This is a genomic window from Candidatus Microbacterium phytovorans (genome assembly GCA_029202445.1).
Classification (GTDB): Bacteria; Actinomycetota; Actinomycetes; order Actinomycetales; family Microbacteriaceae; genus Microbacterium; species Microbacterium phytovorans.
The window spans coordinates 2,102,430-2,125,527 of sequence record CP119321.1; the positions used below are offsets into that span (position 1 = coordinate 2,102,430).

At 70.3% G+C, this 23,098-nt stretch carries 21 protein-coding genes; 9 read left to right on the forward strand and 12 right to left on the reverse strand.

Going from position 1 to position 23,098, the window contains the following annotated elements:
* Position 1 precedes the first annotated feature (1 nt).
* The 4 genes from P0Y48_10025 to P0Y48_10040 form a co-directional block, all read right to left on the reverse strand.
* Positions 2-1,765, reverse strand: coding sequence for a beta-galactosidase (locus P0Y48_10025; GenBank protein WEK12802.1), 1,764 nt, complete (start codon positions 1,763-1,765; stop codon positions 2-4).
* Between the two features lie 86 nt (positions 1,766-1,851).
* Complete coding sequence (locus P0Y48_10030; protein WEK12803.1) at positions 1,852-3,204, reverse strand: sugar ABC transporter substrate-binding protein; 1,353 nt, start codon at positions 3,202-3,204, stop codon at positions 1,852-1,854.
* Between the two features lie 67 nt (positions 3,205-3,271).
* Positions 3,272-4,081, reverse strand: coding sequence for a carbohydrate ABC transporter permease (locus P0Y48_10035; GenBank protein ID WEK15053.1), 810 nt, complete (start codon positions 4,079-4,081; stop codon positions 3,272-3,274).
* A 155-nt stretch (positions 4,082-4,236) separates the two neighbouring features.
* The gene (locus P0Y48_10040) at positions 4,237-5,181 is read right to left on the reverse strand and encodes a sugar ABC transporter permease (GenBank protein WEK12804.1); all 945 of its coding nucleotides are present in this window, start codon (positions 5,179-5,181) and stop codon (positions 4,237-4,239) included.
* A 145-nt stretch (positions 5,182-5,326) separates the two neighbouring features.
* Here P0Y48_10040 and P0Y48_10045 point away from each other — a divergent pair, with 145 nt between their 5' ends.
* Positions 5,327-6,403 carry a LacI family DNA-binding transcriptional regulator gene (locus tag P0Y48_10045; GenBank protein WEK12805.1) on the forward strand — a complete coding sequence of 359 codons (1,077 nt, stop codon included), beginning with the start codon at positions 5,327-5,329 and terminating at the stop codon, positions 6,401-6,403.
* Positions 6,400-7,377: a UDP-glucose 4-epimerase GalE gene (galE, locus tag P0Y48_10050; protein ID WEK12806.1), complete on the forward strand. Its 978-nt coding sequence runs from the start codon at positions 6,400-6,402 to the stop codon at positions 7,375-7,377. The genes P0Y48_10045 and galE overlap by 4 nt, the downstream gene beginning before the upstream one ends.
* Positions 7,378-7,432: 55 nt before the next feature.
* Here galE and P0Y48_10055 read toward each other — a convergent pair whose 3' ends face one another.
* Entirely contained in the window at positions 7,433-8,410 is a 978-nt protein-coding gene (locus P0Y48_10055) for a LacI family DNA-binding transcriptional regulator (protein ID WEK15054.1), read from the reverse strand.
* 181 nt (positions 8,411-8,591) lie between these two features.
* On the opposite strand from P0Y48_10055, the gene galT reads away from it, so the two are divergent.
* The 3 genes from galT (at position 8,592) to P0Y48_10070 (ending at position 12,008) form a co-directional block, all read left to right on the forward strand.
* Complete coding sequence (gene galT / locus P0Y48_10060; protein WEK15055.1) at positions 8,592-9,767, forward strand: galactose-1-phosphate uridylyltransferase; 1,176 nt, start codon at positions 8,592-8,594, stop codon at positions 9,765-9,767.
* Positions 9,764-10,927, forward strand: coding sequence for a galactokinase (gene galK / locus P0Y48_10065; protein ID WEK12807.1), 1,164 nt, complete (start codon positions 9,764-9,766; stop codon positions 10,925-10,927). Before galT ends, galK begins: the two co-directional genes overlap by 4 nt.
* 244 nt (positions 10,928-11,171) lie before the next feature.
* Positions 11,172-12,008: an alpha/beta hydrolase gene (locus P0Y48_10070; protein WEK12808.1), complete on the forward strand. Its 837-nt coding sequence runs from the start codon at positions 11,172-11,174 to the stop codon at positions 12,006-12,008.
* Positions 12,009-12,037: 29 nt separating this feature from the next.
* On the opposite strand, the gene P0Y48_10075 is transcribed toward P0Y48_10070, so the two are convergent.
* The 3 genes from P0Y48_10075 to P0Y48_10085 are packed head-to-tail and all read right to left on the reverse strand — an operon-like array spanning position 12,038 to position 14,953.
* The gene (locus tag P0Y48_10075) at positions 12,038-12,976 is read right to left on the reverse strand and encodes a site-specific DNA-methyltransferase (protein WEK15056.1); all 939 of its coding nucleotides are present in this window, start codon (positions 12,974-12,976) and stop codon (positions 12,038-12,040) included.
* A 44-nt stretch (positions 12,977-13,020) separates the two neighbouring features.
* Entirely contained in the window at positions 13,021-14,070 is a 1,050-nt protein-coding gene (locus P0Y48_10080; protein WEK12809.1) for a lipoate--protein ligase family protein, read from the reverse strand.
* Between the two features lie 16 nt (positions 14,071-14,086).
* The gene (locus tag P0Y48_10085) at positions 14,087-14,953 is read right to left on the reverse strand and encodes an alpha/beta hydrolase (protein WEK12810.1); all 867 of its coding nucleotides are present in this window, start codon (positions 14,951-14,953) and stop codon (positions 14,087-14,089) included.
* 68 nt (positions 14,954-15,021) lie between these two features.
* Between P0Y48_10085 and P0Y48_10090 the strand changes: the two genes are divergently transcribed.
* From P0Y48_10090 to P0Y48_10105, 4 genes are all read left to right on the forward strand, one after another.
* Positions 15,022-16,608: a DHA2 family efflux MFS transporter permease subunit gene (locus P0Y48_10090; protein ID WEK12811.1), complete on the forward strand. Its 1,587-nt coding sequence runs from the start codon at positions 15,022-15,024 to the stop codon at positions 16,606-16,608.
* A gap of 88 nt (positions 16,609-16,696) precedes the next feature.
* Positions 16,697-17,134: a MarR family transcriptional regulator gene (locus P0Y48_10095; protein ID WEK12812.1), complete on the forward strand. Its 438-nt coding sequence runs from the start codon at positions 16,697-16,699 to the stop codon at positions 17,132-17,134.
* Positions 17,131-18,480: an MFS transporter gene (locus P0Y48_10100; protein WEK12813.1), complete on the forward strand. Its 1,350-nt coding sequence runs from the start codon at positions 17,131-17,133 to the stop codon at positions 18,478-18,480. The genes P0Y48_10095 and P0Y48_10100 overlap by 4 nt, the downstream gene beginning before the upstream one ends.
* A 187-nt stretch (positions 18,481-18,667) precedes the next feature.
* A complete protein-coding gene (locus tag P0Y48_10105) occupies positions 18,668-19,714 on the forward strand; it encodes a nitronate monooxygenase (protein ID WEK12814.1) in 1,047 nt (348 codons plus the stop codon).
* 21 nt (positions 19,715-19,735) lie between these two features.
* Here the strand turns inward: P0Y48_10105 and P0Y48_10110 are convergent, their stop codons facing one another.
* The 4 genes from P0Y48_10110 to P0Y48_10125 form a co-directional block, all read right to left on the reverse strand.
* Positions 19,736-20,725, reverse strand: a complete 990-nt coding sequence (locus tag P0Y48_10110) for a hypothetical protein (GenBank protein ID WEK12815.1) — start codon at positions 20,723-20,725, stop codon at positions 19,736-19,738.
* A gap of 23 nt (positions 20,726-20,748) precedes the next feature.
* Positions 20,749-21,381 (reverse strand): ATP-binding cassette domain-containing protein, encoded by a 633-nt coding sequence (locus tag P0Y48_10115; protein WEK12816.1) that lies wholly within the window; start codon positions 21,379-21,381, stop codon positions 20,749-20,751.
* On the reverse strand, positions 21,372-22,220 hold the full coding sequence (locus P0Y48_10120) for a hypothetical protein (GenBank protein WEK12817.1): 849 nt from the start codon (positions 22,218-22,220) through the stop codon (positions 21,372-21,374). The genes P0Y48_10115 and P0Y48_10120 overlap by 10 nt, the downstream gene beginning before the upstream one ends.
* 248 nt (positions 22,221-22,468) lie before the next feature.
* The gene (locus P0Y48_10125; GenBank protein ID WEK12818.1) at positions 22,469-22,933 is read right to left on the reverse strand and encodes a hypothetical protein; all 465 of its coding nucleotides are present in this window, start codon (positions 22,931-22,933) and stop codon (positions 22,469-22,471) included.
* Positions 22,934-23,098: the final 165 nt, after the last annotated feature.

A 23,098-nucleotide genomic window follows, 5' to 3' on the forward strand; every position in this document is an offset into this window, starting at 1 on the left:
GTCAGTGCTCCGTGTGTCCGAGGGCGAGGTCGTCGAGGAAGCGGAGGGCGTCGACGTCGAGCGTCTCCAGTTCCAGCACCGTCAGCGTATTGTCCCCGGCCCGGGTGAGGGGCTCCGGGATGTAGAGGGATGCCTGCGGGCCCTTGCGCCAGTAACGGCCGAGGCACGTGTCACCGATCCACACGAGCCCCTTCCCGAGACCGTCGGTCGAGAGGGAGAGGTCGGCGGGCGCGTCGAGGGAGAGGGTCGCCTGCCAGACCGTCGCCCCGACCGAGGCTGCAGCCGGGGCGCCGTCGCCGACGCTGCCGCGAGCGGCGGGGATCGCGTCGAGCGGGACGGCGGAGATCTCCCAGCCGTGCAGCGGCACCCCGTCGAGCGTCGCGGGGCCGATCAGTCCCTTCGGCTCGCCGATCCGAGGGCCGTAGTTCACGCGTCCCTCGTCCTCGACGAGGATCTCGAGCAGGCCGCGCCCCGAGGGGAGCGTCACCGACCGCTCGTGCGCCTCCCGCGCGAGGATGCCGACCGGCTCCCCGTCGAGCGAGAGCCACGCACGATCGCGCACCTCTGCGAACGAGAGGACGGCGGGCGCGTCGGTGCCGTCGAGGTCGATCCGGTAGCGGGCGAAGCCGCGCCAGATGCCGACGGCATCCATCGTGGGGACCTCGTCGTGCGACGACCAGGCCCCGGGGGCGACCTCGGCGAGCGTCCCGACACGACGCAGGGGGGCCGGAGCGGGAACGTGAAGCGCGCGGCGCTCGGTCCGGGGGAACTCGGGCACCGGGAAGTGGCGGGCGATCACGTCGCGGAAGGCCCAGAACTTCTCGGTCGGCCGTCCCGCCTCGTCGACGGGGGCGTCGTAGTCGTAACTCGTGACGGTGGGCTGGTAGACGCCCTTGTCGTTCGCGCCGTTGGTGAGGCCCGCGTTGGTCCCCCCGTGGAGCATGTAGATGTTCACCGAGGCACCCGCCGACAGCAGTTCGTCGAGCGCGCCTGCGGATGCCGAGGGGTCGGTGACGTGGTGGTGGGAGCCCCAGTGGTCGAACCAGCCGCACCAGAACTCGCTGCACATGAGCGGTCCGGTGGGCTGCTGCGCCCGCAGCGCCGCCAGCCGCTCGGGCACGCGGGAACCGAACGAACCGGTGGCGTGGAGTTCGGGGAGCGTGCCGGCGGCGAGCATCTCGGCGACGGGCTGGTCGACCGTCGTCAGCGGCACGGTCGCACCGCACGCGCGGAAGAGATCGGTGAGGGCCTGGAGATACGCGTGGTCGGAGCCGTAGGCGCCGTACTCGTTCTCGACCTGGAGCATCACGACCGGGCCGCCGCGGTCGATCTGCAGCGGGGCGACGATCTCCATGACGCGCCGCAGGTACTCGGACACCGCCGCCAGGTACTGCGGTTCGAGGCTCCGGATGCCGACGCCATCGCCGGCGAACAGCCACGCGGGCAGTCCGCCGCCGTCGAACTCGGCGCAGATGTACGGACCGGGGCGCACGACCGCGTGCATCCCCTCCTCGTGCACCTCGCGCAGGAACCGGGCGAGATCGAGTCGCCCGTCGGTATCGAACACGCCGGGCTCCGGCGAGTGCTCGTTCCACGCGACGTAGGTCTCGATCGTGTTGAGGCCCATCATGCGTCCGAGGCGGATGCGGTCACGCCACTGGTCGGGGTGCACGCGGAAGTAGTGCAGGGCCCCCGAGAGCACGCGGTGCGGGGCGCCGTCGAGCAGGAAGTCGCGCTCGCCGATCTCGAAGGTTCGGCCGGTCATGGGTGTGGTCTCCAGGTGGGATGGGAGGGCACGGACAAAGGAGGGGCGGCCGGGTCGAACCCGACCGCCCCGAGATCACCGGTGGATCACTCCGAAACGGTGAAGCCCTGCTCGTTGCCGTAGGCGACGTTCTGCTGCTGCCAGGCCGCGAGGCCGTCGGCGATCGACGTCTTGTCCAGGTAGGCCTTGCCCACGGTGTCGGCGTAGATGCTGTTCGCGTACGACTGCCACGGGAGGTACTGCCATCCGGTGCTCACCGAGTTGGCGGCGTCCACGAGCACCTCGTTGATCTTCTGACCGCCGAAGTAGTCGGACTCGTAGTTCAGGAACTCGTCCGACGTGAGGTCGGCGACCGTCGCGGGGAAGCCGCCGCTCTCGAGGAAGACGTCGATGGAGTCCTCCGAGGAGTTCAGCCACTTGAGGAAGCCGGCTGCCAGCGCCGGGTTCTTCGACTGCTTCGTGACCGCCTCCGAGCTGCCGCCGTTCTCCGCCGTGACAGCGGCGCCGCCGTCGTAGGTGGGCATGGGGGCGACCCGCCAGTCACCGGCGCCGTCGGCGGCACCGGACTCGAGCACACCCGGCATCCAGGCGCCGATGGGGAGCGTCGCGATCGTGCCGTTGGCGAGACCGGCGAACCACTCGTCGGTCCAGCCGGGGATCTGGCTCATGAGACCCTCCTGCACGAGGGTGTCCCACTTGGTGGCCCACTTCTGCGTGCCCTCGTCGGCGAGGTTGACGGTGACCTTCTCGCCGTCGGCCTGGAAGGGGCGACCGCCGGCCTGCCAGATCATCGACGTGCCGAAGCCCGCGTCGGCGCCGGCGTCGTTGGTGATGTAGTAGTCGGAGTCGGCGGCGTGCAGCTTGCGGCCCGCCTCGATGTACTCGTCCCACGTGGTCGGAACCTCGAGGCCGAACTCGTCGAACACGCGCTTGTTGTAGAACAGCGCCATCGGACCGGAGTCCTGCGGGAGACCCCAGATGCCGCCCTGCTGCGCGACGGCGCCCCACGGGCCCGGCGTGTAGAGGTCTTCGAGGTCGCCGAAGCCGTACGCGGAGAGGTCCAGCAGCGAGTCGGAGAGGATGAACTGCGGGAGCGACTGGTACTCGACCTGCACGACGTCGGGCGCGCCGGAGCCGGCGGCGATCGCGTTCTGCAGCTTGAGGTTGTTGTCGTTCGCGCCGCCGGTGTTGACGACGGTCACCTTGACGTTCGGGTACGCGTCCTCGAACGCGGCGACCTGGGCTTCGGCCGAGGGCGTCCACGTCCAGTAGGTGAGCTCGCCGCCCTCTTCGAGGGCCTTTTCGATGGCGTCGGCGCTGCCGGGATCGGCGGCGTTGTCGCCGGTGTCGGTGTCACCGGCGCAGGCCGCGAGGCCCGCACCGATCAGGAGGGCGGCGGCGCCGGTGGCGATGCCGCGGACCAGGGTGCGCTTTCTCATTGCTGTGTCCTTCCGCTTCTTCGGAGTCGGATCGTGGGGAGGATGGATTTCGAAGGTCGGCAGTCCCCTACTGCTTGACGCTTCCCGCGCTCAGCCCCGACTGCCAGAACCGCTGCAGCAGGAGGAACGCGATCACGATCGGGACGATCGTGAGAAGAGCACCGGTGATCACCAGGTTGAAGATCGGATCGGATCCGACGCCCGTCGCCTGCTGGTTCCACAGCTGCAGACCGATGGTCAGCGGGAACAGGTCAGGGTCGTTGAGCATGATCAGCGGGAGGAAGTAGTTGTTCCACGTCGCGACGATGGCGAACATCGCGACGGTGACGATCCCGGGGGCGAGGAGCTTGATCGAGATCGTGAAGAAGGTGCGGATTTCACCGGCACCGTCGACACGGGCGGCCTCCAGCAGCTCGGTGGGCACGGAGTCGACCGCGTACACCCAGATGAGGTAGAGCCCGAACGGCGAGATGAGCGAGGGGATGATGATCGCCCAGATCGTGTTCGTGAGTCCCATCTGGCTGAACATGAGGAACGTGGGAACGGCCAGAGCGGTACCGGGGACGGCGATGGCCCCCAGGACGACGGCGAAGATGGCCTTCTTGCCCGGGAACGTGAACTTCGCCAGGCCGTAGCCGGCGAGGGTCGCGAGGATGGTCGCGCCGCCCGCGCCGGCGATCACGTAGAGCAACGTGTTGCCGAACCACCGCACGAAGATGCCGTCGTCGTACGTGACGGTCTGGACGATGTTGTCGAAGAACGCGAACGGTCCGGAGAACCAGAGGCCGAAGGAGCCGATGAGCGATTCCTGCGTCTTCGTCGAGCTGATGATGAGCCACGCGAGCGGCAGGAACGAGTAGAGCAGGAAGACGCTCATCAGGATCGTCAGCAGGAGCGACCGACGCGGGCGCTCGATCGTGTTCGCGGAGCGGTCGAACGCCCGGCGCGACGCGCGGCGGGGAGGGCGCGGCGGACGACCGGTGCTGTCGGCATCCCGGGATGCCGCGAGGTCGGCGGTGGGGGTCGTGGCGCTCATCGCAGCTCCTGACGGTTGCCGCGCAGCTGCACGACGTAGGCGATCACGGCGGTGACGACGCCCATGACGATGGCCACCGTCGCCGCGTAGTTGACCTGCTGGCCGAAGAAGCTCAGGTTGTACGCGTACATGTTCGGGGTGAAGTAGGTCGTGATGATGCTCTGGGCGAGCGGACGCAGGATGTTCGGCTCGTTGAAGAGCTGGAAGCTGCCGATGATGGAGAAGATCGTCGCGATGACGATCGCGCCGCGCAGGGCCGGGAGCTTGATGCTCCAGACGATGCGGAACTGGCCGGCGCCGTCGAGCGCGGCCGCCTCGTAGATGTCGGTGGGCACCGCGCGCAGGGCCGAGTAGAAGATCAGCATGTTGTAGCCGACGAACTCCCAGGTGACGATGTTGCCGATCGCCACGAGGATCCACTGCTGCGTGAAGGGCGTGACGAGGTCGAACCCGAGGAGGTCGTTGATGTTGCCGGCCAGGCCCATCCGCTCCGAGTACATGAACCCCCACATGAGCACCGCGACGACGCCGGGCACCGCGTAGGGGAGGAAGAGGCCGATGCGGAACAGCGACGAACCGGCGAGCCGCCGGGAGTCGATCGCGAGGGCGGCGACGAGCGCCAGCACGAGCATGATCGGCACCTGCACGGCCAGGAACAGCGAGACCCGCAGCGCACCCTCGAGGAACTTCGGGTCGGTGAAGGCCTGCACGTAGTTGTCGAAGCCGACGAACACGTTGCCGCCGACGAGCTTGTCGCGGAACAGGCTCAGGAAGATCGAGTAGACGACCGGCGCGAGGAAGGTGAGCGCGAAGACGACGAGGAACGGGGCGACGAAGCCGAGGCCCGCCCACTGCCGGGTCGTCGAGGGCCGTCGCGAGGGGCGCGCGGCGCGACTCCGTGCGGGCGCCGGCGGGGGCGCGGCGGGAGCGATGGTCGACATCGGCGTCTCCGTCCTCTTCATCGGGGTGGTCGTGGCATCCGTGCGGCGACGAAATGTTTACGTCAACATCGGACGGGGCGAGAGTAGCATGTTTACGTCAACATCTGTCAACCCCGAGTCCGACCTAAGGCATAGAGTGACCTTGATGACCCTCGCGAACGATCACCCGAGATCCGTCTCCCTGCGCGAAGTCGCGCAGGCGGCGGGCGTTTCGGGACAGACCGTGTCGCGGGTCGCCAACAACGCGACCAACGTCGCCGAGCCCACGCGACAGAAGGTGCTCGCGGCCATGGCAGACCTCGGCTACCGCCCGAACGTCGCCGCCCGCGCCCTCCGCCGCGGATCGTTCGGCTCGATCGGCGTCGTCGTGTTCACCCTCGGCACCCTCGGCAACATCCGCACGATCGCGGGCATCGTCGCCGAAGCCGCGCGACGCGACTACGCGGTCGAGCTCATCCAGGTGCAGCCCGGCACCGAGGAGGGCGAGCGAGAGGGCCAGGTCTCGTCGGCGCTGTCGCGCCTCGGACAGGATGCCGTCGACGGCATCATCGTGATCATCGAATCGCACCTCATCTCGAAGTCCGCGCTCGTGTTCCCCGACGGCATCCCGAGCATCATCGTCGAAGCCGGCGCGCGCCCCGACCGCCCCTCGATCAACGCCGACCAGATCAACGGCGCGCGCCTCGCCGTCCGCCATCTCCTCGACCTCGGCCACCCGACGGTGTGGCACGTCGCCGGGCCGTCGGAGTCGAACTCCGCACGAGAGCGCACCGAGACGTGGCGCGAGATCCTCGAGGACGAGCAGCGCGCCGTCCCCGAGCCGTTCCTCGGCGACTGGTCGGCCGCCTCCGGCTACCGCGCAGGGCTCGCGCTCGCCGATCTCGCCGAAGCGACCGCCGTGTTCGCCTCCAACGACCAGATGGCGCTCGGCGTGCTGCGCGCCCTCCATGAGCGCGGCGTGCGCGTTCCCGACGACGTCAGCGTCGTCGGCTTCGACGACATGGACGAAGCCGCGCACTTCTGGCCGCCGCTGACGACCGTCCACCAGTTCTTCGAAGACGCCGGGTCGCTGGCCGTCTCTCTCATCATCGACGAGATCCAGGGCCGCGACCTGGCCCCCGGCGTGCGCACCGTCGCCACCGAACTCGTCGTCCGCCAGTCCACCGGTCCCTACACCGGTCCGCGTCCCGTACCGCCCCCGATTCCCCAGGAGAACCCATGAGCTGGCTCGTCACCGGAGGTGCCGGATACATCGGCGCCCACATCGTCCGCGCGCTGACGGCGGCGGACATGTCGCCCGTCGTCCTCGACAACGAGTCGAGCGGGCGGGCGACCTTCGTCCCGGAGGGCGTGCCGTACGTGCGCGGCTCGATCCTCGACAAGCAGCTCCTGGTCGACACGATGCGCGCCCACGAGGTGGTCGGTGTCATCCACGTCGCGGCCTACAAGTACGCGGGCGTCTCGGTGCAGCGCCCGCTCCACACCTACGAGCAGAACGTCGAGGGCACCCGCGTCGTGCTCGCCGCGATGGAGGAGGCCGGCGTGAGCCGCCTCGTCTTCTCCTCCAGCGCCGCCGTCTACGGCACCCCCGATGTGCCGCTCGTGACGGAAGACCTGCCGAAGCGTCCGGCATCCCCGTACGGCGAGTCCAAGCTCATCGGCGAGTGGCTCATCCGCGACCAGGCGGTCGCCACGGCATCCTCCGACGCGCCGCTGCGCCACACGTCGCTGCGGTACTTCAACGTCGTCGGATCGAGCGACCCCTCGGTCTACGACGTCAGCCCCCACAACCTGTTCCCGCTCGTCTACGAGGCGCTCATCGAGGGGCGCACGCCGAAGATCTTCGGCGACGACTACGACACCCCCGACGGCACCAACGTCCGCGACTACGTGCACATCGGCGACATCGCCGCCGCCCACGTCGTCGCCGCACAGCGCCTCGCCGCGGGGCAGCCGGTCGAGCCCGCCTACAACCTCGGCTCCAAGAACGGCCTGTCCGTGCGAGAGATCATGGATGCCATGGCCCGCGTGACCGGCATCGACTTCACGCCAGAGATCGGACCGCGCCGGGCCGGCGACCCCGACCGCATCGTCGCGACCGGCGAGCTCGCCGCACGCGACCTGGACTGGAAGAACCGGTACACGGTCGACGAGATGGTGCGTTCGGGCTGGGAAGCTCGCCGCGCCGCCGGCTGAGCCCGCTGCACGTCGCACGCGGTTCCGATCGGTTCGGACCGTCGCGCGCTCCCGGTCAGGCCGACGCGCGCCGCACGAGCGTGGCCGGGAGCGTCACGTGCGCGGGCGCGGCGCCGCCGATCGCCGCGACGAGCGACGTGACGGCCGCTTCGCCCAGCGCGTCGAAGTCCTGACGGACGGTGGTCAGCGGCGGGCGGAAGTCCGCGGCATCCGCGACGTCGTCGAACCCGACCACGAGCACGTCGTCACCCACCGTGCGACCCGCCTCGGACAGCGCCCGCACGAGTCCCAGCGCCATCTGATCGTTGGCGGCGAAGACCGCCGTCACACCGGGGAGAGCCGCCAGCCGCGCGCCGGCGGCGAAGCCGGAGGCCGCCGTCCAGTCGCCCCGGAGCGGATCGGGAGCCGGTGCTCCGGCGGCGGCGAGCGTCTCCCGCCAGCCGCGCTCGCGCTCGCCGGCAGCGAACGACGTCGTCGGCCCCGCGAGGTGGAACACGGTCGCGTGCCCTCGGCCGAGGAGGTGCGCCGTGGCGGCAGCAGCGCCGCCGGCGTGGTCGGACTGCACCGTCGGGAACGGCGTGGCGGCGTCGTCGGACTCGCGCGGGCGCGGCGCGTCGACGGCGACGATCCGCAGCCCCGCAGGCACGGGCGCGTCGCCCGCGATGGCCGTCGCCTCGTTGAGCACGATCGCCCCGTCGACGCCCTGCTCGTGGAGCTGCGCGAACGCGTCGGCCACACCGTCGGACCCGGCGAGGGTGACGACGGTGAGCGCGAAGCCTCGGCGGGCAGCGGATGCCGCGACCGCCTCGAGCATGCGGGAGTTGCCGACGGAAGCGAGGGTCGCCACGACCACGCCGATCGTGTGAGAGCGCCCCGTGCGCAGAGCCCGCGCGGCGCGGTTGACCTGGTAGCCGAGAAGCGCCATGGCATCCTCCACCCGGGCTCGCGTGGCGGGGTCGACGCGTGGACTGGCGTTGACGACGCGGGACACGGTCTGGGCGGAGACGCCGGCCGCCGCCGCGACGTCGCCCATCGACACTCGTCGCTCCATGTCGCCCCCGTTCTTCGCCCCTGTTACTCGCCGTGCCGGCTCGCCGCGCACGCGGTTCGCGTCAGTCGCGCCTCCGCGGTGTCCGTCGTGGACCGTGGGTAACTCCTTCGATCCGCGCCGTGTTGACGATAACACGCCCCCGCGCTACCGTGTTATCGTGAACATGCCTGAGTTCCCGACCGTGCCCGTCCGCCCCGAACCCCTCGGCGCGGGCGTCGTGAAGCGGTCCACGCGCCTCGCCGACGGTCGCGAGCTGATCTACTTCGACGACCCCGACACGACGCTCGGCGACGAGCGCGGCGTCGACACCCGCGACCTCGGCCCCCGCCCCGAGACCGCCACCATGCGGCAGGACGTGCTCACCGGCGACTGGGTCTCGGTCGCGGCCGCGCGCCAGAACCGCGCCTTCCTTCCCCCGGCCGAGCTCGACCCGCTCGCGCCGCAGACGCCGACGAACCCGTCCGAGATCCCCTCGCGCTACGACGTCGCCGTGTTCGAGAACAAGTCGCCGTCGTTCGGGCCCGCCCTCGCGGATGCCGTCGGCGATCTCCCCGTCGCCGCCGACGCCCCCCGCGACCTCGACGACCTCAGCCACCTCGGCCTCGGCCGCACCCGCACGAGCGTCGGCCGGTGCGAGGTCGTGTGCTTCTCGCCCGACCACGCCGGCTCGTTCGGCACGCAGACCGTCACCCGCGCGCGCACCGTCATCGAGGCGTGGGCCGACCGCACCGCCGCCCTGTCCGCCCTTCCCGGCGTGCAGCAGGTGTTCCCGTTCGAGAACCGCGGCGAGGCGATCGGGGTCACGCTCCACCACCCGCACGGACAGATCTACTCCTACCCGTACATCACGCCCCGCACGACGCGACTGCTCGACTCGATCGACCGCACCGCTCCCGACCTGTTCCAGCGCATCCTCGAGTTCGAGCAGGAGGGTCCGCGGGTGGTGCTGCAGGGCGAGCACTGGACCGCGTTCGTCCCGTTCGCCGCACGCTGGCCGATCGAGGTGCACCTGCTCCCCCACCGTCAGGTGCCCGACTTCGCCGCCCTCGACGACGACGAACGCGACGAGCTCGCCCCGCTCTACCTGCGTCTCCTCCGCGGTGTCGATGCGCTCTACGACTCCCCCACGCCGTACATCGCGGCGTGGCACCAGGCACCTGTGCACGTCGGACGCGACACCGTGCGCCTCCACCTGCAGTTGACGAGCCCGCGTCGCGCCGCCGACAAGCTCAAGTTCCTCGCCGGCTCGGAGTCGGCCATGGGCGCCTGGATCGGCGACGTCCCGCCCGAGACCGCCGCCGAGCGCCTCCGCGCCGCCATCGAAGGAGTCGTCCTGTGACCACCGCCACCGCCCTGTTCCACGACCTCACCGGCGCCGCCCCGCACGGCGTCTGGTCCTCGCCCGGTCGGGTCAACCTCATCGGCGAGCACACCGACTACAACGACGGCTTCGTCTTCCCCTTCGCGATCGACCACCGTACCTCGGTCGCCCTCGGGCTGCGCGACGACGCCCGCATCCGTGTCGTGTCGACGTTCGACCCGGTGCCCGTCGAAGTGGCCCTCGCCGACCTCGACACCCTCTTCCCCGCCCGGCGTGACGAGATCGTCGAGTGGGCACGGTACCCCCTGGGGGTCGCCTGGGCGCTGCTGCGGGATGCCGATGTCGACGCGGTCTCCGGGGTCGACCTCGTCTTCGCCTCCGACGTCCCCGTCGGCGCAGGACTGTCGTCGTCCGCCGCGATCGAAGGCGCCACGGCATCCGCGCTCAACGACGTGTGGCAGCTGGGGCGCGACCGGGTCGCGCTCGCGCAGGCCGGTCGCCTCGCCGAGAACGAGGCGGTCGGGGCGCCCACCGGGATCATGGACCAGATGGCATCCATGCTGGGTCGCGCCGATGCGGCGATCTTCCTCGACTGCCGCTCCCTCGAGGCCGACGTCGTCGACCTGGGCTTCGCCGCGGCCGAGCTGGAGCTCGTCGTGATCGACACCGGCGTGAAGCACGCGCACTCGACCGGCGGCTACGGCGAGCGCCGCGCCGCGTGCGAGCGCGGGGCCGAGATCATGGGCGTCGCGGCGCTGCGCGACCTGTCGCCGGCCGACCTGGCCCGTGCGGAGGAGCTCATGGACGACGTGACGTTCCGACGGGTGCGCCACGTCGTCACCGAGGACCAGCGCGTGCTCGACACGGTCGAGACGCTCCGCCGTGAAGGACCGCGGGCGATCGGCCACCTGCTCGACGCGTCGCACGCCTCGATGCGCGACGACTTCGAGATCTCGGTGCCCGAGCTCGACCTCGCCGTCGACACCGCCCGGGCTGCCGGCGCCGTCGGGGCGCGCATGACCGGCGGAGGCTTCGGGGGCGCGGCGATCGCGCTCGTCGACCAGGCGCGCGTCGCCGAGGTCGGTGTCGCCGTGGAGCGGGCTTTCGCCGCGGCCGGCTTCACCGCCCCGCACATCTTCACGGTGCGTCCGTCCGAGGGCGCCCGCCGCGACGCCTGACCACCGCTGGGCGGGCGTCGGCGGGGTGCCGGCCGCGTGAAGGTGGCGCAATCGGCTGCTTCCGCGGGCCGAAGGCCGCCTCTTGCGCCACCTTCGCGGGCGCGAGGCCGCCGCTTGCGCCACCTTCGCGGGACGTGCGCCTGAACATCCGGTGTCGCGTGCGTCAAGGGGTGGATGCCACGGCGACCGCGCCGTAACGTCGACCGCAGGCGGCGGCATCCGTCCGCGGCCGGAAGGAGCCATCGTGGCGTACATCACCGTGGGCACCGAGAACTCGACCGACGTCGAGATCTTCTACACCGACCAGGGCGAGGGGCAGCCGGTCGTCCTGATCCACGGCTTCCCGCTGGACGGGGAGTCGTGGGGCAAGCAGCAGGCGGCACTCCTGGATGCCGGATACCGCGTCATCGCGTACGACCGGCGCGGATTCGGTGCGTCGTCGAAGGCCGGTTCCGGATACGACTACGACACGTTCGCCGCCGACCTCCACGCGCTGATCGAAGACCTCGACCTGACCGACGCCATCCTCGTCGGCTTCTCGATGGGCACCGGTGAGATCGCGCGCTACCTGTCGCGCTACGGGGCAGGACGCATCGCGAAGGCCGCGTTCCTCGGGTCGCTCGAGCCGTTCCTGCTCATCACGGACGACAACCCCGACGGCGCCGGCCCTCAGGAGTTCTTCGACGGCATCGCGCAGTCGGTGCGCGACGACCGCCACGCGTTCCTCACGGGCTTCTTCCGCGACTTCTACAACCTCGACGACACCCTCGGCGACCGCATCTCGCAGGAAGCTCTCGACGCGTCGGTCGCCACCGCGCGCCGCGCGGGCAACACGGCGATCGCCGCGGCGCCCCTCACGTGGCCGACGGACTTCCGCACCGACATCCCCGCCGTCACCGTGCCGACCCTCATCCTCCACGGCACGGCCGACAACATCCTGCCGATCGACAAGACGGCGCGGAAGTTCCGCGAGCTCCTCCCCGAGGCGACCTACGTCGAGATCGAGGGCGCCCCGCACGGGCTGCTGTGGACGCACGGCGCCGAGGTCAACGCGGCGCTCCTGGAGTTCCTCGACGACTGAGGCGGCGACGGTGCGGTCACCGACTCCCGTCAGCGGACGGTGGCCGCGGGGAGGCGGCGACGCATGACGGCGATCGCCTCGGGGTTGCTGTCGACGAGCACCGCGTCGCGTCCGAGCGCGGCGGCGACGGCACCGGTGGTGCCGCTCCCGGCGAAGAGGTCCAGCACGCGATCGCCCGGACGGCTCGACGCCTGCACGATCCGGCGCAGGATGCCTTCGGGCTTCTGCGTGGGATAGCCCGTCTTCTCGCGTCCGCCCGTGGGAACGATCGTGTGCCACCACACGTCGGTGGGGAGCTTGCCGCGCGCGGCCTTCTCGGGGGTCACGAGACCGGGGGCCATGTAGGGCTCGCGGTCGACGGCATCCGAGTCGAACCAGTACCGCGCCGGGTCTTTCACGTAGACGAGGATCGTGTCGTGCTTGGTGGGCCAGCGGCGGCGGCTCTTCGCGCCGTAGTCGTACGCCCAGATGAGCTCGTTGAGGAAGCACTCCCGGCCGAAGAGCGCGTCCAGCAGCACCTTCGCGTAGTGCGCCTCGCGGTAGTCGAGGTGGAGGTACAGGGTTCCGTCGTCGGCGAGGAGCCGCCACGCTTCGCGCAGCCGCGGCTCGAGGAAGTCCCAGTAGTCGTCGAACCGGTCGTCGTAGGCCCGCAGGTCGCCGCGCAGCCGCGCGTAGCTCGCACCGCGGAATCCGGCCTTCACCGGGGCTCGCGTCGCGGCGGACGGTGGCGAACTCCTTCGATCCGCGGGGTCGTCCGCCGCAGCGGCCCCGATTTCCGCGGGCGCCGCCGACTCGGCCTCCCGATCTGAAGGAGTTGCCGACGCCTCGCGCGCGCCACGGACGGCACTTTCGACCGCCTTGCCCTGCGTGCGGCCCGTATTGAACGGCGGATCGAGGTACACGAGGGTGAAGGAGCCGTCCGGCAGGCCCCGCGCGACGGCCAGGTTGTCGCCGTGGTGGATCTCCACCGTCCCGGCAGCGACCGGAGAGACGGGAAGCGGCTCCGCGGCGCTCACGGAACGCGACGCAGCCACGCGTCGGTGGCGAACTTGGATGCCACGAGCGCTTCGGCCTCGGCGTACTCCTCGGCCGAGATCGTGCCGGGCTCGGCGGCGTACAGCTTCGTGAAGGTCTCGATGAACCGCTCGATGATCGCCTCTCGCGGCAGGCCCGTCTGGCTGCGGAGCGGGTCGACGCGCTTGGCCGCCGACACGGTGCCCTTGTCGCTGAGCTTCTCGCGGCCGATGCGCAGCACCTCGGTGAGCACCTGGCCGTCCATGTCGTACGAGAGCGTCGCGTGGTGCAGCACGCCGCCGTTGGCGAGACGCTTCTGCGCGGCGCCGCCGATCTTGCCCTGCGGCGAGGCGATGTCGTTGAGCGGCTGGTAGACGGCGTCGATGCCCAGCGAACGCAGCGCCTGCAACACCCAGTCGTCGAGGAACGCGTACGAGTCGGCGAAGGTCATCCCCGACACGAGGGATGCCGGTACGTACAGCGAATAGGTGACGATCGACCCGGCGGCCATGAGCATCGCGCCTCCGCCGGAGATGCGTCGGACGACGTCGAAGCCGTGACGGGCGGCCCCCTCGGGGTCGACCTCGTTGCGCAGCGACTGGAACGAGCCGATGACGACGGCGGATTCGTCCCACTCCCAGATGCGGAGCGTGGGCCGGCGGCGGCCGTCGCCGACGCGGGTCGTGAGCACCTCGTCGAGGGCGAGGTTCATGCGGGGCGAGACGGCCTTCTCGTGCACGACCTCCCACTCGAAGTCGCGCCATCCCGCCGCCGTGACGAGCGCGCGGCGCACGGCCGTGCCGACCGACTCGGGCGTGAAGCCGAGGAGCTGCGCACCGTCGGGGAGCGCGGCGCGCACAGCGGCCGCGATCGTCGCGACGTCGGCTTCGACGGGGAGTCCGGTGACGGCGGCGTCGATGTCGAGGAGCGCGTCGTCGGGCTCCAGGAAGAAGTCCCCGGCGAGGTGGAAGTCGGCGATGCGACCGTTCTCGACCTCGAGGTCGACGACGACGAGCTTGCCGCCCGGAACCTTGTACTCACCGTGCATGGTCCCAGCCTACGAGTCAGCGCCGCGCGAAGCGGGCGTCGAGCCAGGCGAGCAGGTCGGCGCGCACGTCGGCCTGCATCGTCTCGTTGAAGATCTCGTGCCGGGCGCCCGGGTAGACGAGGGTCGTCACATCGGTGAGGCCCGAGCGGGTGCGGTAGGCGTCGGCGAGTTTGTGGACGCTGCGCGGACCGCCGACCGTGTCGTCCTGCCCGACCATGAGCAGCACGGGCAGGTCGTGGCCGAGGTCGCGGCGGGGCCGGCCGAACAGGCGCGCGGCGTCGACCACGCCGAAGAGTTTCAGGAGCGGTTCGGAGGTGGTGAGCGGGTCTGCCAGGAAGGCTGCGCCGACGGTGAGGTCGCTGGAGAGCCACTCGGTGCCGGTGGCTTCGCGGTCCTTCCACGGCGCGTTGAGGTCGCCCGAGTTGAGGGTGCCCGGCCAGCGCAGCGCCGACCCCGACAGCACGAGCGCGTCGTAGGCCTCGGGCCGGTCGTTCACGAGCATCTGGGCGAGGAACGATCCCCACGAATGGCCGAGCAGGATGAGCGGCAGCCCGGGGTTCTCGTCGCGGATGATGTCGGTGAGCTGTCGGCAGGCCGCGAGGGTCGCCGGCATCCCACCCTTGCCGAGACGTCCGAGTCTGGTGTGGTCGCCGCCGTGCTGCGCGAGTCCCGTGCGACCGTGGCCGCGATGGTCGTCTGCGTAGACGGTGAATCCGGCGCCGGCGAGCGCGGCGATCAGCGCGGCGTAACGCCCGGCGTGCTCCCCCACGCCGTGCAGCAGCTGCACGACCCCGCGCGGCGTGCCGTCGGCGGGTCGGACGTCGTAGACGATCCGGATGCCGTGGGCGTCGGTGTAGGTCCGCTCTTCGGCGAGTTCGGGCATGCGGCCGAGTCTACGACCCTGCGCGCACCGCTTCCGTTTCGGAATTTCGCTAGATAAGCTAGCGACCCATGGCGGACATCTCCTCTCGGCGCTGGTTCGGACTCGTCTTCATCAGCCTCGCCGTGGCGCTCATCATCGTCGACTCGACCATCGTCAACGTCGCTATCCCGGCCGTGGTCGACGACCTCGGGATCTCGTCCACCGAAGTCCAGTGGGTGCAGGAGGCGTACACCCTCGTCTTCGCGTCGCTCCTCCTCCTCTTCGGAAGCCTGGGCGACCGGTTCGGCCGGCGCCGCATGCTGCTCATCGGCGTCGTGATCTTCGCGGCATCCTCGGTGTTCGCCGCGCTCGCACCGACCGGCGGGCTCCTCATCGCCGCACGTCTCGTACAGGGCGTCGGCGGCGCCATGATGCTGCCCACGACGCTCTCGCTCCTCAACGCGACCTTCCGGGGCCGCGAGCGCGGCATCGCGTTCGCGGTGTGGGGCTCGACGATCGGCGGCATGGCCGCGGTGGGGCCGCTGCTGGGCGGCTGGCTCACGACGGCGTTCTCGTGGCGCTGGGCGTTCGGCATCAACGTGCCCCTCGGCATCCTGATCATCGCGGGCGTGCTGTGGGCGGTCGCGGAGTCGCGCGAGCCGGGGTACGGCCGCGTCGACCTCGTCGGTTCGGCGCTGTCCGTCGTGCTGTTCGGCACCCTGGTCTTCGGGCTCATCGAGGGCCGCACCTACGGGTGGTGGCTCACCGACACCGCCCCGACCGTGGGCGAGTGGACCTGGCCGTGGGCGCTGTCCCCCGTGCCGATCGCCTTCGCCGTCTCGGCGCTCGCCCTCGCGGGCTTCCTCGCGTGGACGGTGTCGCGACGACGGCGCGGCCGGTCGGCGCTGCTGGACCTCTCGCTGTTCCGCATCGGCACCTTCCGCACCGGCAACCTCGCCGCCCTCGTGGTGGCCCTCGGCGAGTTCGGCCTCATCCTCGCCCTGCCCCTGTGGCTGCAGTTCGTGCTCGGCTTCGATGCGCTCCAGACGGGCCTCGTCCTCCTCGCACTCGCCGGCGGATCGTTCGTCGCGAGCGGCATCGCGGGCGGTCTCAGCGGTCGGGTCTCGCCCGTGCTCGTCGTGCGGGCCGGGCTCCTCGCCGAGATCGTCGGCATCGCCGCCGTCGCGGCCGTCATCGGGCCCGACACCCCATGGGGCCTGCTGCTTCCGGGGCTGTTCGTCTACGGCATCGGGGTGGGTCTCGCCACGGCGCAGCTGACGGGCGTGATCCTGCAGGACGTGCCGGTGACGCAGTCCGGCCAGGGGTCGGGAACGCAGTCGACGGCGCGACAGGTGGGTTCGGCGCTGGGCATCGCGATCCTCGGCACCGTGCTGTTCACGACGACGGCGGGTGTGCTCGGGTCGGCGCTGGACGACCAAGGCCTTCCCGCGGCGGAGCGGGATCGCGTCGTGGCGGCGGTCGTCGACAGCGCGGGCGGGGCGATCGCCGGACTGGATGCCGACCCGTCGACGGCTCCCGCGGCGGACGCGGCCCGGGAGGCGTTCTCGGAGGGCACCCGGTGGGCCGCCTTCACGGCGGCGGGCTTCGTGGCGGTCGGCCTGGTCGCGACGGCGGGTCTCGGTCGGCGTCGGGAGCGCGAGACCGCCGACGCCTGACCTGCGTCGGCGGGGACCGCCGCCTGGTCGCGGGACCGGTCGCGGTCGATTTACTTAGCAAGACTAATGAGCTATGCTAAGTAATTGAATGAGCACCACAGACCCCACCCCCGATACCCCTCTCGCCTCCGATTTCCGTATGGCCACCTTCCGGTTGGCCCGGCGTCTGCGCTCGGAGCGCGCCGTCGACACGATGAGCGACGGCCAGTTCGCCGTCCTCGCCGCCCTCAAGGTCCACGGGCCGCACACGCTCAGCGAGCTCGCCGACCGCGAGCGCGTCTCCGCACCGTCGATGAACCGCACCGTCAACTTCCTCGAGGAGTCGGGCTACCTCACCCGCACGGCCGATGAGGACGACCGCCGCAAGGTGAACATCAGCCTGACGGATGCCGGACTCGCCGTCGTCGAGGAGACGGTGCGCCGCCGCGACTCCTGGCTGGAGCACGCCCTCGAGGCCCTCGACCCCGCCGAGCGCGACGTCCTCGCCCGTGCAGCGGCGATCATGCGGGAGGTGGCGTCGCGATGAGCTCTGCGATGTTCCGCTCCTTCTCGGTCTTCAACTACCGCGTCTGGTTCATCGGCGCGCTCGTCTCCAACGTGGGCGCGTGGATGCAGGCCACCGCGCTCAGCTGGGTGGTGCTCACCGAGCTCACCGACAACGACGCCGGCGCGATGGGCGTCACCATGGCGTTGCAGTTCGCGCCGCCCCTGCTGCTCGTCGGCGTGACCGGCCTCGTCGCCGACCGCTTCGACCGCCGCCGCCTGCTGGTGGTCACACAGAGCGTCCTGCTCCTCCTCGGCGCGGCGATCGGTGTGCTCATCCTCCTCGGAGTGATGACGCTCCCCCTCATGTACGCGTTCGCGCTGGCCCTCGGCGTCGTCGCCGCCTTCGACAACCCCGCACGCCAGGCGTTCGTCTCCGACCTCGTCGCCCGCGAGAACGCGTCGAACGCCGTCGCGCTCAACGCGGCATCCTTCAACGGCGCGCGCATGATCGGACCCGCGGTCGCCGGGATCGTCATCGTCGCGGTCGGCACCGGCTGGGTGTTCCTCGTCAACGCGGTGACCTTCCTCGCGATGATCGTCGCCCTCGGGATGATCCGGGTCGACGAACTCATCCCGCGTGCGAAGGCGTCGAGGGCTGCGCGCCTGGCCGACGGCTTCCGGTACGTCGCACGCCGGCCCGACCTCATGGTCGCGTTCTCGATGGTGTTCCTGCTGGGCGCGTTCGGGATGAACTTCCCCATCTTCGCCTCCACGATGGCACTGGAGTTCGGCCAGGAGGCCGACGGCTACGGCCTCCTCAGCTCGATCCTCGCGATCGGTTCGCTCGCCGGCGCCCTGCTGGCCGCCCGTCGGGATCGCGCGCAGATCCGCTACGTGATCGTCGGCACCGGTCTGTTCGCCGTCGCCGCGCTCGTGTCCGCCTTCATGCCGACCTACTGGCTCTACGCGGCCACGCTGATGTTCACGGGCTTCGCGGTGGTGACCACGCTCACCACCGCCAACGGCTACGTGCAGACGACGACCGACCCCACGCTGCGCGGCCGGGTGCTCGCGCTCTACATGGCGATCTTGATGGGTGGCACGCCGGTCGGGGCACCCATCGTCGGCTGGGTGGCGGCGCAGTTCGGTCCGCGGGCGGCCATCCTGCTCGGTGCCGTCGCCGCGTTCGTGGCGTTCGGCATCGGCTTCGGCTGGTTGCTGCTGTCGGGACGCCTCCACCGCCACGGCTCCCGCCGGTTCGCCCTCACGCTCGACGAGACGCGCCCCATCCGGATCGTCACTCCCGAGGAGTTCAGCGACGAGGTGGCCGCCACGACGCCGATCGCCCTGCCGGGCGAGGGCGGACGAGGCGCGCGCGGCGCCTGACCCGACGGGGCCGGGAGTACCGACCCGGCGTCGTCTCGTCCCGCTTACAGGCAAAATCCGCACCGCGGCCGCCTCAGACGCCCCAGTAGGCGTCTTCTGCCTGTACGCGGAACCCCGCGCCCCGGTGCCCCGGTGTCCGGTGCTCCGGTGCGCCCCGCGGGCGGCTGCCGTGGGCCAGGCTGGAGGTATGACTTCCCTCCCCGCTCTGCTGGGCATCGACACTCCGATCGTCCTCGGCCCTTTCGGCGGCATGTCGTCGGTCGCTCTGACGGCGGCGGTCAGCGAGGCCGGCGGCCTCGGGTCGTACGGCCTCTACGGTTGCAGCGCCGAGCGGATCGCCGACACGGCGACGCAGCTGCGGGCCGCGACCGACCGACCGTTCGCCCTGAACCTGTGGATGCCGGTGGGCACCGAGGTGCGGCCCGGCGAGATCGACACGACCGCGGCCATCGCCACGGTGGCGCCGTTGTACGCGGAGCTCGGCATCCCGCTGCCGACGGAGGAGCCCGAGCGCTTCCTCGTCGACGTCGACGAGCAGCTCGAGGCGGTGCTCGCCGCGCGTCCGGCAGCCGTCAGCTTCGTGTTCGGGGTGCCGTCGTCGGCGTGGATCGTGGCGTTCCGCGAGCGTGGCGTCCGTGTCATCGGTGCGGCGACGACCGTGGCCGAAGCGGTGGCCGTCGAGCAGGCCGGCGCCGACGCGGTCGTGGCGAGCGGATTCGAGGCGGGTGGGCATCGCGTGAGCTTCCTCCGGCCTGCGGAGGATTCTCTCGTCGGGACGATGGCGCTCGTTCCCCAGGTCGCGGATGCCGTGGGCATCCCCGTGATCGCCGCGGGCGGCATCGCCGACCGGCGTGGCGTTGCGGCGGCGTGGGCGTTGGGTGCGGCGGGCGTGCAGGTGGGGACGGCGTTCCTGCGCACGCGCGAGTCGGCGGCCAGCCCTGCACACCGGGGGTCACTGGCGAACGTCGGCGCCGACGGGACCGTTCTCACGCGCGCGGCGACCGGGCGGTGGGCCCGCGGGGTGCGCAATCGCCTGATCGACACGGTCGAGAGCGGGGTGATCGCCCCGTTCCCCGCGCAGAGCTGGGTCGTGGGTCCGTTGCGCGCGGAGGCGAACCGTCGCGGCCTCGGAGACCTGCAGTCGTTGTGGTCGGGTCAGTCCGCCGCGCTCGCGGGGAGCGACGAGGCGGCGGTGCTCTTCAGGGAGCTGGCCGCCGGCATTCCCTCGCGGTGACCGGCACCTCGACAACATCGGTCAACGGTCCTTGGCCAGAATCATCGGATTGGCGAAGACCACCCGGAGGGCTCCCACGTTCGCGGAGCTCCACCACGCCAGCCCACCCAGGACCGCCCAGGCGCCTATGACGAGTCGTGCGTCACCGATGGGAAGGATGGCGCAGACGCCAAGCCCTCCGATCACGAAGAATCCCGCCATGAGGGCCTGCTCGAGGGACAGGATCACGGCGAGATCCGCGCGAGTCGCACCCGCGAAACGGTACGCGGCGAGCTCACTCCCCCTGAGGGCGTAACGACCGGCCGCCACGAGACCGCCCAGGATGCCGCCCACGACGAACAAGTATCTGTCCAGTCGGCCCAGATACTGACCGATCAGATCAAAGGGCGCGGTGAGCCGCGCGCTGGCCGCAACGTCTCCGCCGGTGACGGAGACGGCAGCGATCAACCGGGGAATCATCAGCTTCACATCCGCGTAGCGCTCCAGTTGCACGGTGCATGAGGTGACCGTCGAAACGGGAGGCTCCAAAGGAATGGCCACCGCCGACGAGAGCCCGAGAGCGCTCTCATAGGTTGGTCCCGATGCGGCGTGCAGGGGCTCGCCCTGCGGCACCAGCAGGTGAAGGGAGCCGACTCCGGTCCATAGCGCACTCCCGACCGCAGCGCGCGCTGTCGTCAACTCGGGCAGGAGACTGCGGCTCACCGCGACGGTGCGAATGCTCTCGCCGAGTTGGGGGTACGGCCGCCGCCCGAGCTCGACGATCGCGCCAGCGCGAGCGACCCCTTTCATCGACGCAAGCGCATCACAAGATGGGCGGTGGATCTGGCCACCGTCGGGCAGCACCATGTCGACGGTGCTTCTTCCCTCCGAGATCTGCGTCTCCAGGTCGCCTTGCAGATCCAGCCACGTACCGGCACCGTGCCCGGCGACGAGGGTACCGGCAAGGAGAGTCGCGGCGATGAACCACACCCCACGCCCGGGGAGAAGCACGTTCGAGACGGCTTCTCGCACCAGATACCTCGGGCGCCAACCCGTCACTGCCGGACCCACCTCTTCGCTCGGAGGTCGAAAACCCTATCGGCGACGTCGACCAGCACGGGATCATGAGTCGCGATGAGGATCGTCGTCGAGGAGTCCACCCCGCGAAGCGCCGCAGCGAACGCCGACGTATTCCCTTCGTCCAAATGAGCGGTCGGTTCGTCCGCAAAGATCGCTCGGCGCGGAGACGCGAGAGCTCTGGCCAAGCACAAGCGCTGCAGCTCACCGCCCGAAAGCGCCCGCGCTCGCTCGGTGGCGCGACGGCGCAGTCCGACGTGATCGAGCACATCGAGCGCGCGCTTCGCCGCCACGTCGAAGGGAACGCCGCTCGCGAGAGGTCCGAGAAGGACGTTGTCGAGCACGGAGCGTCCCGCGAGGACGTTGTTCCCCTGGGTCACCCAGGCGACATTGCCCGGATCGACGAGCATCGGGTGGCCACCGACTTCGTGGGCGACAGAGCCGCCGTCGGGGCGTTCGAGACCCGCCAGAATCGACAGGAGCGTTGTCTTGCCGGAACCGGACGGCGCGACGAGCACGTTTATGCATCCGCTCTCGAACTCGATAGAGACGTCGTCCAGCACGAGGGTGCGGGAGAAGGACTTGGTGATCCCGTGAGCAGTTACTCGCATTGCGCCTTCACGTCGTCGGCGAGCGCCGAAGCGTCGCTCACGACATCCGCCCCGACGAACTCCGACTCCACGAGCACCTGACCGATCTCCGTCGACGCGCGCGGTGCCTCTTCGAGCGGCACCACATCGAGTGCATCGCCATCGACGAGCACAAGACATGCGAGATCGCCGCCGACCAGCAGCGCGGACCCCGGGACCGTTGCGGAGGTCACGGGAGACGCCGCGCGCAGATAGAGACCTCGCGCCACACTCACCTGCGGGTCGTCAGATGGCTCCAGGGGAAGACCACTGTCGCGCAGGGCTGACTGAAACGCGCGCACTTCCGAGGCATCCAGTTCCGTCCCCGCCACCGGCACGGTGGCGGCACCGACCAACAGCTCCCGCGGCAGGTCATCGAGCGGAGCAAGCGACTGCGACGACTCGCTAGGTGCGATGCTCACCGAGACGAGCGGCGACGAGCCTCGAACGATCGACTCGCCGGAAGACACCGTGGCTCCGACACTCATCAGAACTCGACTAACGCCCACCATGTCCGCCGGGACGTAGGCGACGTAATCGATGCGAAAGATCCCGTCTCTGGGCACACCGATCTTCCCCTGAAGGGATCGAACGGCCGCCTCGGTCTCGGAAGAGAAGGTCTCCGAACGTGCGTTCGTGTCGAAGTCCGTGCGCGCCAAGAAGGCGTTGAGCTGCGCGACGTCTCGCCCCGTGTCGCCCAGTCGCAGCTCACGGAAGAAGGGCTCACCGCCCACCTGGGCGAGGACGACGTGGCCGTTCACCGCGATCAGCCGGTCACCCGACGAGGGCGTATCACCTACCGCGACGAAGACTCGTGTCACTACCCCTGCGGTGCTCGAGCGGACGTCCATCTCCGGGGAGGACCTCACTGTCGCCACGACACTCGTGCGGTAGTCGCTCGAGCGCTCTCCGGCGACCACGGTGCGGGGTGTGAGGGATTCGAGTGACTGCTGCTCGACCCAGCCCGGCACATATGCCCAGGCTGCGAGCGCTACGAAGGGGACGAGCCAAATCAGCAGAGGCAACAGGGACCGAACTCGTCCGCCGTCCGATGGAGTGCTATCCGTCTTCATCGCTGCGAGTCGAGGCAGGCGTCGATGGAGATCCCCGCAGACTCTAAGCGCTGTTCCTTCTCCGCCTTGGTGCCGCTCGAATCCAGGCCGGCCTCTGTTAGGCACCCTGAGAGAAGCGACGCGACCTCGCCGACATCCTCGACACTGACCTGCCATTGACTGTCGACCAGGACGAACTCGCCGTTGTAGCAGTCGTCATCCACGCCGCTCACTACCGCCTCGTTCGGCACTGAGTACCGAATCACCTGATATTCCTCGAGAACCTCCACGAGGGCGAATCCCGCTTCCGTGAGGCAGCTCTCATACCGACGAAAAGCGGCATCGTATTCGTCGCGTGTCACCGTCCCGTCCTCCACGGCGGCCGCCTGCTCGACGGACAGCTCGAACCGAGGCGTCTCGGACGGCTTCGGCGCAGGATCTCCCGCACATCCCGCGATCCCCAAGGTCGCGAGCAGCAGCACGGACAGAAGACGCGACCTTCTTCTCCGCGTCGACGTCACGTGCGGAAGGGGAACAAGCCCGCAAAGAACGGTGCGGGATCGACGTCATCATGCTCCGCGTTGCGCACGCTCTGCGTCGGGTTGGCGATGGCAGTGGTAGACGACGAGACCCACGACGTCCAGTAG